Consider the following 18,301-nt stretch of genomic DNA (forward strand, 5'->3'; position numbering starts at 1 on the left):
CGAAAGTGGTGGGAGTATGTCAAAGTTAATGCTTCTACAAACTTCTCGCTCGTCACTATATAGTTGCTGTATATCAAAGTTCGCTACCGCCATTTACTATGAGGTCTGTCATGCGCAAAATTCCTGTCTACTCCCACCCTGCTGCCGGTTGGCCTGCGCTGATTTCCTCTACTCGTAAGCTGATGGATTATCAGACTTTTTTACGGGGTAGCGTAAGTGTGCTAAAAAGCAACCAACCTAAAGGCGGATTCGACTGTCCGGGCTGCGCTTGGCCTGACCACAAATCACATAAAGCCATCGACGTCTGTGAAAATGGTATCAAAGTCATTGCTAGTGAGACCATGACAAAAAAAGCCGATGCGCAGTTTTTTGCGCGACATAGCGTCACTGAATTACAAGGCTGGTCGGGCTATGAGCTTGAGCATAGTGGTCGTTTATCAGAGCCTGTATATTATGATGCCGCGCAAGACCGCTACTTACCAATCTCTTGGGAAGCTGCTTATCAATGTATCGCTGAGCAGTTAGGACAGCTTGATTCGCCAGATGAGGCGCTATTTTATACCTCAGGCCGTGTGACCAACGAGCCCGCCTTTATGTATCAGCTGTTTGTGCGCTGTTTTGGCACCAATAATTTACCAGATTGCTCCAATATGTGTCACGAACCAACGTCGGTAATGCTCGGTAGACAGTTGGGTATTGGCAAAGCGACCGTGAAATTGGAAGACTTTGAGCAAGCCAAACTGATATTGATGTTTGGACAAAATCCTGCGACCAATCATCCACGCATGCTTGAAATGCTTGCTCATGCTCACGAGCAAGGCTGTCGAATCCTCTCAATCAACCCTATGCGCGAACAAGGCTTACGTAAATTTAGAAATCCGCAAAAGCCCACGCATATGGCAGCTGGTCAAAGTGATGAGATGGTCGATGAGGTCATTCAAATTCAGATCGGCGGCGATGCAGCACTCTTGACCGGTATCGCTAAGTGGCTGACTAAAAACAATAAAATCGATCAAAGCTTTATCGATGAGCATACGTCAGGATATGAGGCACTCGACGCATGGCTGCGCCAACAATCATGGCCTGATGTGGAACGCGGGTCTGGTATCAGTAAAGAGGAAATCATTATTATAGCAAAACTGGTAGCGGCGAGTCCTGCGACCATTTGCACCTGGGGCATGGGCATCACTCATCACGTCCAAGGCGATGACAATGTAGCGATGATTACCAACCTATTATTATTAATGGGTATGATTGGTATTGATGGCGCAGGCGCGTCTCCCGTCCGTGGTCACTCTAACGTACAGGGCGACCGTACCATGGGCATCCATGAGCGCCCTGCACAAAAGCTACTAGACAGCCTTGAGCGTGTGTTTGAACGTCCGATGCCGCAAGAAAATGGCTTTGATGTGGTCTCTGGTGCAAAAGCATTGATTGCCGGTAAGCTAAAAGTATTTATGAGTATGGGCGGTAATTATGCCGTGGCAGCACCTGATACCAGTGCAATTCAGCAAGCTTTAACCACCACTCAGCTCAATATTTTTGTCGGTACTAAACTTAATGAAACTATGCTGTATCCGGGCGCGAACAATCTTATTCTGCCTTGCTTAGGTCGTACCGAACGTATTATTACTGCCAAAGGTGAGCAATTTGCCACTATCGAAGATTCCATGTGTCAGATTGTACCCACTCGAGGCAACCTGAAACCCGTCAGCGATACGTTGAAATCTGAAGCACAAATTGTGGCAGATATCGCCACTCATTTGCTTGGTGCTGATTCGTCCATTCCTTGGCAAGCAATGAGTGAAGACTTTGACATCGTTCGTGATTATATCGCCCAAGCGATTGACGGTTTTGAAGACTTTAATCAGCGTATTCGCGAAACCGAGCGTGGCTTTCATTTGTACCATTCTGCGCGGCATCGTGTGTGGAATACTGACAGTGGCAAAGCGCAATTTGAAGTACCACAATACCCTATCACCTACGTCGCAGCACAAATGGCAGAGACCTCTTTAGCCTTTCACCATGACAAAAAACCCAATGATAATACTAATAGTGCGCCAAACAATGAACAAAAAATTTGGCAATTGACCAGTGTCCGTAGCCATGACCAATTTAATACCATGATTTTCGGATTTGAAGATCGCTATCGCCAAACCACTCGCCGTGATGTGTTGTTTATGCACCCAGATGAAATGACTCGTTTGGGTTGGCAAGCAGGTGACCGAGTAATGGTATCTCGCCATGCCAGCTCAAATGGTTCAAATAACACAGACGGTACCGCTCAGCCACGCACGCTAGGGCCGTTAGTATTGACTGAGATGGATATCGCCGCTAACGCTGTCGCAACTTATTATCCTGAATGTAATGATTTATTTGATTTAGACACGCATGCACCAGACTCTCACATACCAGCGTATAAATCGACGACCGTTGTTTTGCAACGCGTTGAGGCAAATGCTGTTACGACCGATCATGCATAGTCAGCAACGGGCGAATCATTGAATGATGCATATATTTAAAGGAGATGATAATTTTGGTAATGACCATACGATATAACGAGGTATTATGATTGCCCAAAGTGATACTGAAACTGACGCAAAATATAGCGATAATTTTTCGGTAAACACCCTAACAGATAAGACGTCAGAAACTATAGAGTCATCTGCAACGCCGCTTGCACGTAATCATTGGGCGCAAAAGCATCATTATCCGACAGATAAGTATAACTCTAACAACATTATTGAGACCCGTGTTGCTAAGACTAATATTGCACAGACCCATATGCAGCAAATCAGTATCGACTGCCAATCAGCGAGCTTAGCAGTGGAAGCTGCGGTTGCTATCGTTATCAATGGTATTCACTATGCGGTACTGATGGCAAGCCCTCACCAGCTAGAGTATTTAGCCGTCGGCTTTTTGTCTAGCGAAGGCTTAATTCAGCATAGTCATGAGCTGCTTGATTGGGAAGTTACCCAACTGAATGATATTGCAGATTATCAAAATCTCACGCAAGATTCATTTATAAAGGAACGATTTATAAGAGATGCTACGGATGAAAGTTTAGAATCTGCAGCATTTGAACAAAGCTTATCGTCACTGCAAGATTATGACATTTATGTGGTGGAGCTAGTACTAAACCAGCGTTGTCATCAGCGTATCCAAGCGCAAAAACGTCAGCTAGCAGGGCGTACAGGTTGTGGTATATGCGGCATCACAGGGCTAACACAAGCACTGCCTGACTTGAGTATCTATCGTCAAAACAGACAAAAGGCAGATACACCAAGTCTTGACTGTCTATTAGCAATACGCCAGCAAGTCGATGCGATGCAGCATACTCACCAATTGACTGGTGCCGTACACGCCGCTGCGACGATGTATAATCAGCAGCTATACCTATTCGAAGATGTAGGACGCCATAATGCGCTTGATAAGCTGATCGGTTGGCAACTGCGCAATAAAATAGAGATTAGCTGCGTCCTTATGACCTCGCGCCTATCGATTGAACTGATACAAAAATCGATTCGTGGGCGCATCCCTTGGCTAGTCGGTATGTCTGCACCTACCAGTACCGCAGTGCGTGTCGCTGAGCGTTATGGCTTAGGATTAGCGGGTTTTTTGCGTGATAACAGAGTCACTTACTATTCAAATTATTCAGACCTATAAAGTTTTATGCTCGACTCTCTCATTAAGCGCACTTATTCATAAACTCTCATTTGCAGCGCTTTAATGACAGACATATAACGCTGATTTTTCGATAATAAACGGTCTCCTTTTTAGCTCAAACAAGACCTTTTTAAAACACTATCTATTCCCTATCTCGTTTTATCAAACACACAACGAAATAATAAAGATATTATTTCGTTGTGTGTTTGATAATTATGATGTTTTTTGACGAACCATTCCTAATTTTAAGCTTGATAATAGCTTAATTTGACCTCTTAATACTTTGAATAGCCATTAATTTATGGTCAAATAAGGAGAATTGAGTAGATAATTCGCATTTAGCTAAAAAATAACTTGTAATTTAAATTATATTTGCTAATATAGGCGTCCTTGATTGGCTGGGTGGCAGAGTGGTCATGCAGCGGACTGCAACTCCGTTAACGCCGGTTCGATTCCGACCTCAGCCTCCAATTATTTAGGTTAAAATTTTATTCATATTATATTAATTTTAGCTTGCTTTATTAATATAAATGCTTATAATAGCGACCACTATCTAACAAGTAGAAAGCTTACTTTTAGATAATACAAGTTTTGCCCGGGTGGTGAAATTGGTAGACACAAGGGATTTAAAATCCCTCGCTAGTAATAGCGTGCCGGTTCAAGTCCGGCTCCGGGTACCATTACATAGTCCTATACTATCTTATAGAACAGCTAAAGCCCCTGATATCAGGGGTTTTGTTGTATCTGGCGTTCTATACTGTCTTATGAATCTATCCTAATCCATGCACTTTGAGTATACTGTCAAGTATACCGAGTTTTGAGTCTACTCATGGAGATCTAGGATATGGAAAGAAAAGCGATCAGTTCAGACCGAAGCATCAGCAGCCATAAGCCTGAAGGTAAGAAGTACTTCGTTGCTGTCAAAAATCATCCTAAACTATTCTTAATGGTACGTCCTACTGAGACTAAGTCATGGATGTATCGCTACTACCCGCCTTCAAATCCTAAGCAAAGCATTATCTCCATAGGTATATATCCAAATATCTCATATGCTCGTGCCTGTGAAGTTTGGCGTGAATATGAAGACCTACTAAGCAAAGGGGTTGACCCAAAATTACATCGTGAAGAAATAAAGAAAAGCATTATTAGTAAAACTAAAAACTCTTTTAATCATTTTGCATGGGAGTACTTTGACGGTCTAGATCAAACTCAGAAGAGCAATACCCTCATTCGTAAGAAAGGTCGTCTTGATCTTATATGCAAATATATTGGTGACGAGCCAATCAGCGAGATCACCTCTCCTAAAATGCTTGAAGTCCTGTTAGACATTCAAGCTAACTCATTAAATAAAGCTGGCAAACCCACAGATAAGGCTGAACGCTGTGCAGGTATCGCCAGCGACGTATTTGTCTATGCTGGTGCTCGCGGCTTCTGTAGTAGCAATCCAGCTGCCTTGATCAAAAGCCAATTGGCTAAATCGAGCTATGGTCATCGTCCTGCGATCACTAAGCCTAAAGAATTAGCTAAGCTGCTACGTGATATCGAGACTATAGAAGGTGATCCAAACACTATCAATTCCCTTAGGCTATTAGCATTACTCTTTGTGCGTAATGGTGATCTACGCCGTATGCGCTGGGCTGACTTAGATCTGGAAGCTGGTAGGTGGCGGTTAAAGCCTTTAAAAGGCCAAGGCAAGGTAAATATGGTCAAGGACATGGTCGTGCCCCTACCTCGTCAAGCAGTAGCTATTTTGCGTGAGCAGCAGCAAATCAATGGTCATACTAAATTTGTCTTCTACAGTGAGACAGCAAAAAAGCATCAGATCATCTCTGATGCGACAGCGAATAAGCGTTTAAAAGATTTGGGCTACAAAGACATTCATTGTGCTCACGGCTTTAGAGCTACAGCGAAAACCATCTTACAAGAGCAATTAAAGTATCCTCTCGTGCTTGTTGAGATGGCTTTGGGTCATACAACCAAAGATCCTAATGGCACGGCATATGGTCGATTCGAATACATTGACGATCGTAGTGATATGATGCAGAAGTGGGCTGATTATTTAGATGCTTTGCGAGAAGGTAGAGATACGGCAAAGTTTAGAGCGGATGCGCAAACCAAAGCTGACTCTACCGCGCAGCTACAAGCATTAATTGATCAGCTTGGTGAGGACAAAGTGCTTGGATTACTTAGCCGTAAAGTCTCCGGCTAAAATTTAAAAAAATATTGAGCAATATAATATTTACTAAAAACTGTTATTAAGCTAATAGCAATAGATTAGGAAAGCTGCGAAGCCTATCTCATTTTATCAGACGTTTGATCGACATAGTAAACCGCTTGCGCTAGCCTATCGATCGCTTTGGCCTCTTCCTTACTATAATGATCTTTATTGATCATACTCGACAAACCCCTTCGCATTCTTGTTATATATCCTTTCGGATACATAAGCTTGCAAGTATCTTCATAAGATTCTTCTATGTATCTATAAAGGTTCTTAATGTGGGCTATTTCAGACTCTATGCATCGATTACTGTTTCTAAGCTGCACATCATCATAGTTTAATTTTTTTGTTTCTGACTTGAACTTCTGAATATTCTTCTCACGGCCGTTAACAGAGGAATAAAGCAAGGCTGCAACTGGAATAAAAAATACAACGCCTAATGCAACTATACCGCCATTAATACCGTCCCCACCTGATACTAGAGAGCCACCGCCAAACCATGCCAAGGTAGCATTAGTTTCTGCAGCACCTGACAAAGATTGGATAGAGGTTCCAGTGGAAGCATTTCCAAACATTGATACCAAGCCTAATAATGCCATAACTAAAATAGCGCCAATCAATGCACCAAACATCACTGCTACAATTGGCTTTATATAAAACTTTGATATACGTTTTAAAGGGTATAACTCCTCTGGTACAAAGCTATACGAGTTAAGTTTTTGCTCTAGTTCATATTTATCGTAAGGCTGTTTACACAAGCTTTTACTTTTTTCTATCAGTTTAAAGTTATGGATAGTAGTATTTTCTAGCTTCTTTAATAAAGCATTAGTTTGGTTACGCACGTCAATATGTTGGTTAAACGCATCGCTATATTTTGCAAAGCTACTTTCGTATTCCTGGTTACTTATACTCATAGATGCTTGATCATCAATAGTATTATCAATTGGTAATGCTTTGATTTTACTACGAACTTTTAGTTTTTTAAGTTTGAAACGCCTGTCGCTTTTTATTTTTCTTATAACAGCAAATAATATTACTCCTAGTACCACGACCAATACCACCCAACCGAGCGTAGTTACTTCAGATGTCATTGCTATATCAGTCGTGTCCACTGCGGTATGACTCCTTTTACAGATACTCTATGCATCAAAACAGTTTAAAAATCAAAATCACTCGTAAATGAACGTCTTACTGTATATTTAAGCGATTTGTATTCTTTGTAGTGAGAAGTTCCGCCTACTTTTTCTTCTAGCTTTAAAACAACCTCTTGACCGTTAAGCTCATCGATTCTACGCGTGAAAATCAAGTTTACCTGCTGCTCACGCGCGCGAGGGTTTTCTGAGCGTAAATCGAATGTCATCTCATAGCTATCTGAGATCAACTCACCTGATTCAGTGTAGACACCTACTCTCAGCATACGGGGCTGATTTTTTTCAGTGACAGGGGTGCTTTGATATAAGCTAACGGTAAGCTCCTCTGTAGTAATTAGAGAATTGGATCCGCGTAAAATATCTACCTCAACTGCTGTAGTATCACTTTGCCTTTTTTTATTAATGCTAACGACGGGAACGACAACTTCCTGTAATGATGCTCCGCCATGTACAAAGCGGCTTCCCGAGCCACTAAGTCTTAAGCGATTAATCGACTTAGGTATCTGTACTTCAACATCACCAATTAAACCGAGCGCTTCAGAGCTAAACTTATGCAAGCCTGGTGAATCAACCAATCCCTTACCCAGTATAAATCGACGATCTTTGTATAATATTTCTTTGCCTCTTACTTCAGCACCTGAAAAATCGCTCTGATCTATCTCACGGTTTTGGTAAATAAAACCGTGATCAGCCGTGATTAAAATGTTATTAGCATTAGCTGCTGCTAGCTTCTTAATGATTTTCATTAAATCGCTAAGCGTCTTTTCTGCCGCTTCAAACGCCTGCCCTTCTGAGTGCATTTTGTCGCCAGTATGATCTATCCGATTATGATAAATATAAATGACGTCGTTAGCTTTTAACAGCTCTCGACTGCCCTCTCTATTGAGCTGCATAAAATTATCGGCAGTGATCGCATCTCCTCGATCTTGCAACGCAGCTTTAAGTATCTTACTTCTATTGGACGTTCCTTGAGAGCTTTGACCATTCACAAGCACTGTGCCTGAAGTGTTGTCTGCTATGGATAATGTATCGTTTGGTAGGAGCGCTGCCATACCAAGCTGAGTATAGCTAGGTAGCATAGACAGCATAGGCGCTATATCAGCACTGTAACGATCTTCTTGACGTATTAAGCTGACCAGTTCATCCGCTATCTCATAGCGCATGGCATCTGAGATGATAACGTATATCTTGTTGTTGTTATCTAGAAACGGTTTCACCCAATGACCAAAAAAGTTATCCTGTCTGAGAATTGCCGCAGCATTCCATTGGCTTTCAGATTCTACGAATTCCTGAAAGCGATTACCTAACTTAAGCAAATAGTTATTAGAGTATATATTCTCTATTTTATCGTTAAGATGGTTGAGCAGTGACACCTCTCCTGACTCAAGTTTATGGTAGATAAACTTACGATAAAGCTGATCAAGCTTGTACCAAGACTGGGTATAACGCTCTACCCCTTGTACAAGGCTATCCATATCGATTTTGACTTGATTAAAAGTAGCTATAAACTGCGCTGCATTATCAAGGGCTTGGTAGGTATGCTCAAAATCAGCGTACCAGTGACTCTGACGACGCTGGCGAATCCAGATGGCCATTTGCTCAGCGGTAAAGTCACTTTGCAAGACTGCATTAGCTAGCGCGCTAATTATCTTGTTATCGATTAAACGGAAGTAGTCTATATCGATGAGCTGTTTAAAATCTCTACTACTAAGATCATCTCTAATATCAAGATCATCAGAAAATTTATCGGATAACATCTCAAAGCTGTCTTTATATTGTCTACTATCTTTCCAACGTTTCAGAAATACCAAAGCATCATTGGACAGCTTTACCTGACCATCCGTTGCCATTGCATAGCTAGACTTGAAGAGTTCAATGGCAAAATCATGAATACTAGGCTCAGTAGAGTTATAGCCATAGTAGCGATTCATTTGCTCCCAGAAAAAGCCATCAAGAGCAGATCGACTAATCAGACTCATCTTTTCATCTTTATCATTGGCTAAGTCCTGCAACAGACTCTCAACGACTGTGTCCATTTTAGGCTCGCTCTTAGCACAAACAGCCAGCATCTTTAGCTGAACCATACCTGAGCTATCACTGGGCTCTATAAGCTTGCTTAGAGCATCTTTACGGCTTTTAGCGCGAAAGAACTCTGCATGATCCTTTAAGACCTCTGCAAACTCAATACCTAATGATAACTCCGAGAGCCAGATAGCAACTTGGTCAGTACGAAATTCCCCGTGAGCCAGCTGTACATCCAATAGCCAATTATCTAATAGCGCAGGCTGAGCACCTGCACGATAAAGCAGAAATTTTTGATTAGGCTGCTCACGTATTATTTTATATTTAACACTGAACTCATTGTTATCTAGGACAATTTTTTCAATATTCTCTAATACTAGACTGTCAAAGTCATCACGCAGCTCATGCTTGGCATCGTACCAAAAAACAATACGATGTTTTTTAAAGAGCTGCTGTAATGCGTTGATGATGCGATCATTCATTAGCTAAGCCCCGTCACTTTCTTTAATGCTTTACCAAATTTAGGGTAGTTTACTTTTACACCATCATCTAGGTCTATCTCTATTTGTTTGGTCGCTAATGGATAGAGTACGTCGCGCTCATAATCTTCCATCTCTGTGATCATTTTGTTAGTGATATCTAGCTTTTTTTGTGCTTTTGTTTTTTCACTTTGGCTTTGACTGGCACTAATATTGATCATAGTAAGCTGGTCTTTATAAGCATTAAGCTTAGTACGGAATTCGCGTAGATAGTCATTGAGTACGATACTTACCGTATCTGGCTGATAGCGATGCATGTAGATAAGCGCACTAAAGCTACCACTAGTGAATAGCCAATATATTGGACGTTTCTTATAACGTTTTACGTGATCGTCATAGAAGTCTTTTAGGAAATAGTCACGAATATCACGTGGCTTGTCATTCTTGCCAAGCGACTGCTCAATGAATTGCATATTGCTTTCATACTGCTCTTCACCAAAAGCCACTTTGATGAATTTACGGAAGCGCTCAACAATATCATCGCTGAACCAGCCATCATCTAAAATAGGAATAACGTTGTTTTTATCAGGCATGAAACTTGGATTAGGTATCTGTTCAAAATACTGCTCTATTTTGTCACCTTGATTGGCAAGTATCAGCCCAGGCTTGTCTAAGCTATAGCGACCAAACATACAGCCAACGGCATACGAGATCAGCTCACGCATGGTATCAGCTAGCAATAGCGCCTCTAGCTCATCGTCTGTCTTATCGCCACCATAGCGATAATACGGATTACAGGTCAGAGTAATCTCTTTAAGAGGTACTTCTGGAGTTAACTCATCTTGCAGACCATAGGCGTCAATAAAAATACGATTATTTTCTTCTTCTAACCGCTTCATGTCATCGGTCATTTGTTGCCAATGAGTGCGTAGCTCTTTATAGGTATCCGATAATTTTGACTGGCGATATTTGCTTTCAAGCAGTGGTAAGGTAGTAAAATCCCATGAGTCTTCGTAAGAATCCCAGTCCTTTTTTGATAAAAGCACCATGCTCTCAATATAAGAAAAGTTTTCCTGAGTTTCACTTAACGGAATTTTAGCTACTATACCTCCATTGAAATCTAAAGTAGGCGACATTGCTGATAAGAAATAATAAGCAGCTTTAGAATTTAATAATCCAAGTAAAGTATGTTTATCACTTAAAGTTATAGGGAAAAGCATCTGCCCTTTAGTATCAAATAAAGATCCATAACCATTGTCTCTAAGTGAAAATTCATCTGAAGATAGTGATGACCATGTTAAACCATCTTTAAAATAAAAATCCTGATTCCAGCATTTGGAATTATTGCGAGTTATTTTCCCAGCTTCTAAGTCATTTCTTTTTTTCTCTTTTATGTCATACCCATCATTTTTCCAGTTGATCGAATAGTCTTTATTACCATACCACTTGCGGTAACCACCACCTTTATTTAGAGGAAACCATTTTGCTTCAGACTTAACGGATTCTTCTCTATTTCTACATGAAGGTTCAAAATGACCTATACTAACTTCATACCAAAATCTCAGGAATAGATCGTTGTTACCAGTTTGCAGTCCTGCTCTAAAAACCGCACTATCACTTAATGGTTTATTTTTGAAACAACTTATAGAGTTTTCACTAATCCAATAAGCAATTGGTTTGCCAGGTATCTCGTTAAAGCGATTAACGGAAGTTTTGAATATTAATTCATCTTCAATGTTATTTGCAATTCTTTTAATTAATGTATACTTCGCTCTTTCCGAGCTTCCATCTACTAGTCTTAAGTAGCTACCAATATATTCTAGATTGGGTGTATTAGCTAAAACAAATGCCGTAGTTTGAACTTTTTCCCCACTAATAGTATCAAAAGCTCGTGAGCCAAAATGAGCCATCGATAATATAGTATTACTCTTTAGAATGCCCTCCCTAAGCCTTTCGTAAGAAGATATAAACATCCAACTATGCATAGTAATCATTGCAATTAGTCCATGCTCTATCGTAAGGCTTATGCTACGTTCAATGAACATAGCAAATAAATCATACTTACTATTAAAATATTCTTTTTCAGCCCATTTTTTTAGCCTAACGTTCATACCTCCGCCACCCATATATGGTGGATTAGCAACGACAATATGATATTGTGGACTTAAATAATCTGCTTGTTTTAAAAGCTTAAGTACCTTTTGATGAGTATGACCTAAAAATAACTGCCCTGAGACATCAGTCGCTTCCAACTGCTCTAAAATTTCAGCAACATTTTTTAGCTTTGGTCTGATCAAAGAACCAAAATTATCGACCTCATCAAACTGGCGCAGCGTTTCCTCTAAGTCAGCGGTAAATATATCACGGCCGATAAAGTCCATATACTCATCTAACTCATCGTCATCAAAACTGATCGGCTCAAGCACACAGATATTTGGACGTACGCCTGTATTGAAGAATCGACGATGACGATCACGTGCTTTCATAGTCAATGCAAAAGCCGCCAACTCACCAGCTCGTTCATCAATCTCAATACCGTACAAGTTATGCGTTAAGATAAGCGAAGGTATGTCTGCTGCACCATAGCCTTGCTCTTCATAGATCGCGTATAGCAGATCAAACGCATAAGTCAGCATGTGACCTGAGCCACATGCTGGATCGCAAATTTTAAGATCTTCTGGACGCGCTACCTTGAGATAATCAGAGTCATCATTATCATCAGCAGGCTTTATATAGTATTCCATGCTGTCTGCTAACTTGGACTCTGGATGATTCAGCAACCATAATCGCCCAAGCGAGTTCTCTACCAAATAACGTACGATCCAATGTGGCGTGAATAGCTGAGTAGCCGCTGGAATATTTTCTGGTGTCACTTTCTCATTTTTCTTTAATCTTGCAAATACATCATCTTTTTTATCTGATATGTAAAACTGATACAACCAACCAATGACTTCAACGTCTTTACAAGCGCTTGCTGGCATGGCTTCACGCATATCAGTTAATACTGAGCTACTGGACAGCAAGTCATCAGGCATTAGCAACTCTGTATAGTCGTCGATACGCTGGAATAAGAATGGCATGGACTCATGCCATTGATTACAGTATGCGACCAGTAGCAGACGATAAACTTCTGCTTCAGGATTTTGACTGGGCGCTCTGCCATTTAACAGATTGAGGATTTGCTCACGGACTGGTTCTGATACCACTCGCTCATCAATGTCTCCAGCCTTTGCCAGCGCCAGTACTTCAGGTTGAGTATCATCGGCAGCAGCAGAGACCACGAGGCTGCGGTTATAGCGATTCATATCCATGAAGCGAAGGGCACAGAAACGGTTGAACCAGATGTATGCGATACGCTCGACGATTTCCTGTTCGGACTGCTGCTTGATTAGCTCCTCTAGCTTTTTAACAGCGATAGGATTCTCACGTCTGGCTAAACTTTCTTCTGCGCGTACAAATTTGAGCTTAGTAGCGACTTGCTCAATCAAAGTGACACGTGCCTGTTGAGCAAATTTTTTGAGTTTGGTCGTTTCCATTAGATATAGATCCTTTTACCTTTACGTATTTCGCTGAGCAGTGCCTCACTCATCGCCTCTAGATAACGCTCTACATCGGTCTCGTTCTCTATCCAAGCTCGATCGTAATCCACCCTGATTTTGTTTGAGTTGATATACTCATTTTTAGGCTCACTCACCTGTTTAGGCTCAGATAGCGCAGACACTTGTGATTGGTCTTTATCACTCTTATCACCGTTGTTAGTACTTACCTTTGCAGGCGTTGGTGGTGGCTTGGGCGTTGCCATTACTACCATTTTCTGCAATAAAGTTGCATAGCCCTTGTCTTCAAAGTATCGCAATCTATCATTAATAACGGCAATCAGCTTCTCTTCATTCACCTTATCAATCAGTTGTGTATAAGGAGCGTCAAGTTCTGCCTGTCTGATATCTGGAAGTTTTTTATACTCATCCATCTCTTGCATACGCGACTGCATTTGTTTAAGCGCTTCAATCGATTGGCTACGAGCTTCCTGTAGGGCATCATTGACCTTGTCTTTCAAGCTGCCTAATAGCACTTTGACCTGTTGGATCTTACTGCCTTTATATATAGAGGTATCGTTTAGACTGGCCTCAAGCACCCTCACCTGTTCTCTTTCGATATAATCAAAGTTCGCTGATTGATCTTTCAAGAAATTTTGAGTGTTATCATATATTTCTCTTTGAGAACCATTCATAAAATTGTAAATAGGATCTATCAGCTGCTCTTTGATCTTCAGAAGCTCATCTTCAATATCTTCGTTAAGGTCAGTTAAAAACCATGCGTAGGATGATTTTGAAAGCTTTTTGATTTGCTGAATAGCGGGATCTAATGCACTCAAGAAAGGATATCGTGCGGACTGTGCATACCAACCCTCCAAATCTTGTAACATCTCTTTGAATGCATCAATCGTTTCATTGCCTAGTGCTTTTGCCTCATTATTACTAGCAGGCTTAGCAAAAAAGTCTTCATAAAACTCTTTGAGATGACGAACTTGTGACGAAGAAAAGTCAACTTGGGGCTCTAATACCAGGTTGCTTTGACGTTGACTATTTACTAAGGCACGCGCAAGCTCTCTATCCTCAAGTATGCTGCCATCCATTCGAACTTCGACCTTGCCATTTACACATAACTTTGCAAGGGTGCTGAGTACAGCGGCGTATGACCATCCGTATGGTTTTTTTTCAAACTGTTCTAACAACCCTTTTACTGTCGTCCGTATAGCCGCACTAGCATTTCTTTGGATAAAAGATAATACATCACGCTCTGGCTCAGCTAATGCGGTCGTATCGTCACCCAGCATGTCTTGTTGGGTAGAGTCGAGAATCTTGGCAACATCAGCCTCTGTGTAAGATACATCGCGTAACATACGTAGATGTGGATATGCTCTAGAAACAAGCTCATGGAAGCCTTTTTCAATACGTAACTGGGCATCTTCTGAGCTAATATTTAGCTCCGTACCTGCTACGAGCAACTTTGCCTGACTCATGAGACTTTTTATTCGCTGTAGCAACTCGGCCTGACGCTTAGTATTTTGTTGTCCTTTCTCGCCTAAGATACGTTTTACCGTCTCTTGCTGAGCAATAGAATAGTTTTGCTTGACATATTTCTCTGTACGTTTGTACATCGTTATATCACTCATCAAGCGAGAGTCGGCTGGCAGGATTACAAATAATTCATCGCTAGAAAAGGTAGATTTATTAGACATCATCTCTTCATTTTCAGCATGCTCATAAAACGGGCTGATGACATTGATACCTATCTCGTATTCACGACCATATAACTTATCATCAAGCTTTCGTGAATAAGAATAGTCTTGTCCTTGGCTACCTGATGCGCCGCTACTGTAACGAATCTTGCGATTTTTAATCACTTGATCAAAGATTATGCTTTCAAGCTCAGTGGCAACATCAGCTGCTTCCACTTCTGTATTTTTTATTTCTTCTTCAATATCTTTTTCTTCGTCCGTCAAATACTCGTACATATCTCCTGTACGTTGTACATAGGTCTCGTCCTCTAGTAGATTAAGCGCCTCTTCAACACGCTGACGAAGTACAGCTACATCCTCACCAAAGCTACTTAGCATTAAGACACAGATATTACGAATTGTGGATTTGAATCCATCAACATATTTCACTAAAAACAATGCTTTTAATACCTGTACTGCAAATTTATTATCTAAATGGGTTTCTGCATTGATAACAGCTCGTTGAATGTTGGACTTCAATGCGGTACGAATACCTTCAAACATTAAATCAAAAGTTGCTAGCTGACCTATGTCATGATCACCTACTTTTATTGCTACTTGTTGAAACACACCCAACATCGAACGCTCACCAACTGAGCTATGCTTACCCTCAAAAGCATTATGTAAGGATAGATCAGCAATCGCAGACTGAAACAAGCTGAACTGGTAAGGGATGAATGGATAGCTATTTATAAAGTGTTCTTTGTCTTTAAAATTTCTATATGTCTGTGATCCATCAGCGAAATCAAACAGCGTTTTAAAATTGTTTGACTGATTATCATATATGCCAGATAGCAACTGAGCGCCTTCATCAGTCTTAACGAGGAGACGCTTTTGGATAACTTCTGCTACGTTGGCACTGGTTAGCTTCATACGGTTAGCAAAGCGAGCTTGAATTTTTGAAAAGTCATTACTTTGTTGCTTGCCCATCTCACCAACAACAGTCCCCATATCTTCTTGGGCGGTTACAATAATCCAAGAACGCCCACGAGACTTGGTCGCTAAGCTCTCAGCGATAGTCTGAAGGTTGGTCATAAGCTTAACGTTTTCAGCTATATATTGCCCCACCTCATCAACAAAGAAGTTTAGACGAAACTCAGTGTAGCCATTTTCTTTAATCTGACGCTCAATATAATCATCAACTTGAGAAGCGAAATCTTCAATCGATACATGATACTGACTACGGTATTTATCTAAAATACCCATAGCTAGCGCCTGATCTTCTCCAGTAACCTGACTATAAGCTTGAGCAATATTCTTTGCTTCAAGTATTGCCTGCTCACGTCCTTTTTCCCAAGGCTTATTAGCGATAGATTCATATGCCTCTTTGAAGCTACCATAAAGTTTTCGACTATCGAGGTCACGTTCAAACTGAGCAATATGTCCCTGCTTACCGTAGTAGCCACACATTTCATCGAAAACTTTAACAAATACTGCCAATAAAGCATCAACCTGTGTCTTACTAATAACATCTGCTTTTTGGTCAATGTTAAACAAAATGCTTTTAGAGGGAATCGCAACCGCGTTTGTGATACCAGAGCTCAATGCATCATTATCACCACACTTAGGCAAGAATAACTCCAGTGCCGATGTGTTATCTATTTGGCGATTCTCAAGTAATAGCGCCAACATTTTCAATAAGTGTGATTTTCCCGAACCAAAAAACCCAGAAAGCCAGACACCATTAGCAACCTGATAGTCATTGTAAGCATCGAAAAATGATATTAGACGATTTTCTACTTCATCTGTTAATACATACTCTTCTAACTCTAGGCGTAGGCTGGCTTCATCATCAGCTTTAATTACACCTTCAATTGGACGGTTTACTGGTTTTTGAAATATTGTTTTAAGGGCAGTCATATCTGTCTCATTATGCTTCACAGTGATAAATGTTGAATGCTCGATAGTATTTGTCATCATGCAGTCTGCCAAATAAATCAAGCGATGCGCCAGACTCTAAAGAATGAGTGTAGGCTCCTGGAAAAAAGATAACGGTTGGTTTTTCTTTGGCTGTACTTTGTAAGTTATTCAAAACGTTATGCGAACGTATATACGGGAAAACCTCACCAACACCTGATAGAAAAAGAACATCGTATTCTGTACTACTTAGCTTCTTAGCAATCGCTGGTGCCAAATGAGACTCAGGATCTAAGACTCCTTGAAGCAACTCTTTCAGCTGTTCTTTGTCAATCTGCTGTTCCATTTCTAGTATCTGATCAAAAATTTCGCGTTCTTTGAGTAGCTCTATAGACAGATCGTACAAATTTATAGCCAAGATATTGATACCATTTTTCTGTAACTGCTTAGTTAATTGGTCTTCAAGACGCAGCATCTCGTTTGATTCTTCAGGCCTAAAAGGACAAATGAAAAATGGAACCTCATTCCCTAGGCCTTGCATCTTAAGGAAATTCTCACTTGAAATGACAGAAAAAAGATGATCATAACTTTTTTTATCACATGCTTGTACGTTGCTCATAGTCATGACAGCACTTCCTTATATTGCATTTTCAGAAATCGTGAAGTATTTGATATCTCTACTACCATTACGCTTTATCGTTTCTATTAGTCTTGAGCTCAACATAGTGGCTTGAATATTATTTTTGCTGTCTAAGAAATTGGCATCACGAAGCATTTTAAATAATACCTGTCTAAGCTTTTTCCTGGTACTGACACTTAAACTATCAAGCTCACTATGCCAATCACACTTTCTATTCAGAAACGTATCAAAATCTGAGTGTTGAAGATCTGGTTTGAAAGTGATAAAGCGCTCTCGTAGCACTTCAGTAGCAAAATCAGCGATAAACTGATAATAACGACAAATCGCAATCCACAGCATATAGGCTTGATCTTGGTACTCAGACTCTGTAAGTAACGTAAGCTCTTCAATATTAAGTGTACTCAAGCGAGCTATAATTTCATGGCTTAAGCGTTTAAGTGTACTTAATGCTCTAGATTGAAGTAAATTCTCAGCAATCACTTTGTCTTTCACTAAATCCCAGTCGCCTACTTCAAGATATAACTTGGCTATCGTTACTGACTCTGTCTGAAGTAGCGCACCAGCTGTAAATGACATGTTGTATTTTTGGCTATTCATCTATTTTTAACCTGCTTAAAAAACGCTTAACCTGCATATAGAGGTTGATCGTTTTGGATAATGCTTATTGTTTATTGCTATAAGGTAACGCAGGCCAGTATTGTACATGGTTCTGTATATTGCTTAAACATTATGTGTATAACTGAGATATGCTGAAGAAACTGTAGAGGTAACCTAAAAACTCAATAAAGAGCTTACCATGATTAAGAAAACTAGAACTTATGGCACAGAATTTAAAGCAGAAGTCGTTAAGAATATAGCGGACAATAACGGTAATATTTCAGCGACTGCAAAACAGCTAGGCACAGCCATGTAAACGTTATCCAACTGTCATAATCAAGGCAGGCTTATCGGCACGGAACAATATGGTCCGCTTATGGCGATTCTTCT

9 protein-coding genes, 2 tRNA genes and 1 pseudogene are annotated in these 18,301 nt (G+C 40.5%); 6 read left to right on the forward strand and 6 right to left on the reverse strand.

The features are described from left to right. The first annotated feature begins 110 nt into the window (after window positions 1-110). The 5 genes from INT03_RS13955 to INT03_RS13975 all read left to right on the forward strand — a co-directional run bounded on the left by INT03_RS13955 (window position 111) and on the right by INT03_RS13975 (window position 5,875). The gene (locus INT03_RS13955) at window positions 111-2,483 is read left to right on the forward strand and encodes an FdhF/YdeP family oxidoreductase (protein ID WP_193009400.1); all 2,373 of its coding nucleotides are present in this window, start codon (window positions 111-113) and stop codon (window positions 2,481-2,483) included. A gap of 85 nt (window positions 2,484-2,568) precedes the next feature. Beyond that, complete coding sequence (locus INT03_RS13960) at window positions 2,569-3,666, forward strand: formate dehydrogenase accessory sulfurtransferase FdhD (RefSeq protein ID WP_193009401.1); 1,098 nt, start codon at window positions 2,569-2,571, stop codon at window positions 3,664-3,666. A gap of 396 nt (window positions 3,667-4,062) precedes the next feature. Next, window positions 4,063-4,136, forward strand: a tRNA-Cys gene (locus INT03_RS13965). A gap of 123 nt (window positions 4,137-4,259) precedes the next feature. After that, a tRNA-Leu gene (locus tag INT03_RS13970) sits at window positions 4,260-4,346 on the forward strand. A 164-nt stretch (window positions 4,347-4,510) separates the two neighbouring features. Continuing rightward, a complete protein-coding gene (locus INT03_RS13975; protein ID WP_193009402.1) occupies window positions 4,511-5,875 on the forward strand; it encodes a tyrosine-type recombinase/integrase in 1,365 nt (454 codons plus the stop codon). Window positions 5,876-5,958: 83 nt separating this feature from the next. Here the strand turns inward: INT03_RS13975 and INT03_RS13980 are convergent, their stop codons facing one another. Genes INT03_RS13980 through INT03_RS14005 form a run of 6 tightly spaced genes read right to left on the reverse strand, consistent with a single transcriptional unit; the run spans window position 5,959 to window position 17,911 of the window. Continuing rightward, window positions 5,959-6,996: a hypothetical protein gene (locus tag INT03_RS13980; RefSeq protein ID WP_193009536.1), complete on the reverse strand. Its 1,038-nt coding sequence runs from the start codon at window positions 6,994-6,996 to the stop codon at window positions 5,959-5,961. Between the two features lie 44 nt (window positions 6,997-7,040). Continuing rightward, a complete protein-coding gene (pglZ, locus tag INT03_RS13985) occupies window positions 7,041-9,539 on the reverse strand; it encodes a BREX-1 system phosphatase PglZ type A (protein ID WP_193009403.1) in 2,499 nt (832 codons plus the stop codon). Then, window positions 9,539-13,072: a BREX-1 system adenine-specific DNA-methyltransferase PglX gene (gene pglX, locus INT03_RS13990; RefSeq protein ID WP_193009404.1), complete on the reverse strand. Its 3,534-nt coding sequence runs from the start codon at window positions 13,070-13,072 to the stop codon at window positions 9,539-9,541. Before pglX ends, pglZ begins: the two co-directional genes overlap by 1 nt. Continuing rightward, window positions 13,072-16,737, reverse strand: a complete 3,666-nt coding sequence (gene brxC, locus INT03_RS13995; RefSeq protein ID WP_226950212.1) for a BREX system P-loop protein BrxC — start codon at window positions 16,735-16,737, stop codon at window positions 13,072-13,074. The genes pglX and brxC overlap by 1 nt, the downstream gene beginning before the upstream one ends. Next, on the reverse strand, window positions 16,688-17,299 hold the full coding sequence (locus tag INT03_RS14000) for a DUF1788 domain-containing protein (protein ID WP_193009405.1): 612 nt from the start codon (window positions 17,297-17,299) through the stop codon (window positions 16,688-16,690). Before INT03_RS14000 ends, brxC begins: the two co-directional genes overlap by 50 nt. Before the next feature lie 12 nt (window positions 17,300-17,311). After that, the gene (locus INT03_RS14005; RefSeq protein WP_193009406.1) at window positions 17,312-17,911 is read right to left on the reverse strand and encodes a DUF1819 family protein; all 600 of its coding nucleotides are present in this window, start codon (window positions 17,909-17,911) and stop codon (window positions 17,312-17,314) included. Between the two features lie 199 nt (window positions 17,912-18,110). On the opposite strand from INT03_RS14005, the pseudogene INT03_RS15145 reads away from it, so the two are divergent. Further along, window positions 18,111-18,299: pseudogene (locus INT03_RS15145) on the forward strand (IS3 family transposase); the annotation flags it as partial. Between the last annotated feature and the right edge of the window lie 2 nt (window positions 18,300-18,301).

The organism is Psychrobacter sp. PG1 (assembly GCF_014897815.1).
GTDB lineage: Bacteria > Pseudomonadota > Gammaproteobacteria > Pseudomonadales > Moraxellaceae > Psychrobacter.

Coding starts and splice junctions, on each gene's coding strand:
- INT03_RS13955 (WP_193009400.1), top strand. CDS start 111: ATGCGCAAAATTCCTGTCTACTCCCACCCTGCTGCCGGTTGGCCTGCG.
- INT03_RS13960 (WP_193009401.1), top strand. CDS start 2,569: ATGATTGCCCAAAGTGATACTGAAACTGACGCAAAATATAGCGATAAT.
- INT03_RS13975 (WP_193009402.1), top strand. CDS start 4,511: ATGGAAAGAAAAGCGATCAGTTCAGACCGAAGCATCAGCAGCCATAAG.
- pglZ (WP_193009403.1), bottom strand. CDS start 9,539: ATGAATGATCGCATCATCAACGCATTACAGCAGCTCTTTAAAAAACAT.
- pglX (WP_193009404.1), bottom strand. CDS start 13,072: ATGGAAACGACCAAACTCAAAAAATTTGCTCAACAGGCACGTGTCACT.
- brxC (WP_226950212.1), bottom strand. CDS start 16,737: ATGATGACAAATACTATCGAGCATTCAACATTTATCACTGTGAAGCAT.
- INT03_RS14000 (WP_193009405.1), bottom strand. CDS start 17,299: ATGACTATGAGCAACGTACAAGCATGTGATAAAAAAAGTTATGATCAT.
- INT03_RS14005 (WP_193009406.1), bottom strand. CDS start 17,911: ATGAATAGCCAAAAATACAACATGTCATTTACAGCTGGTGCGCTACTT.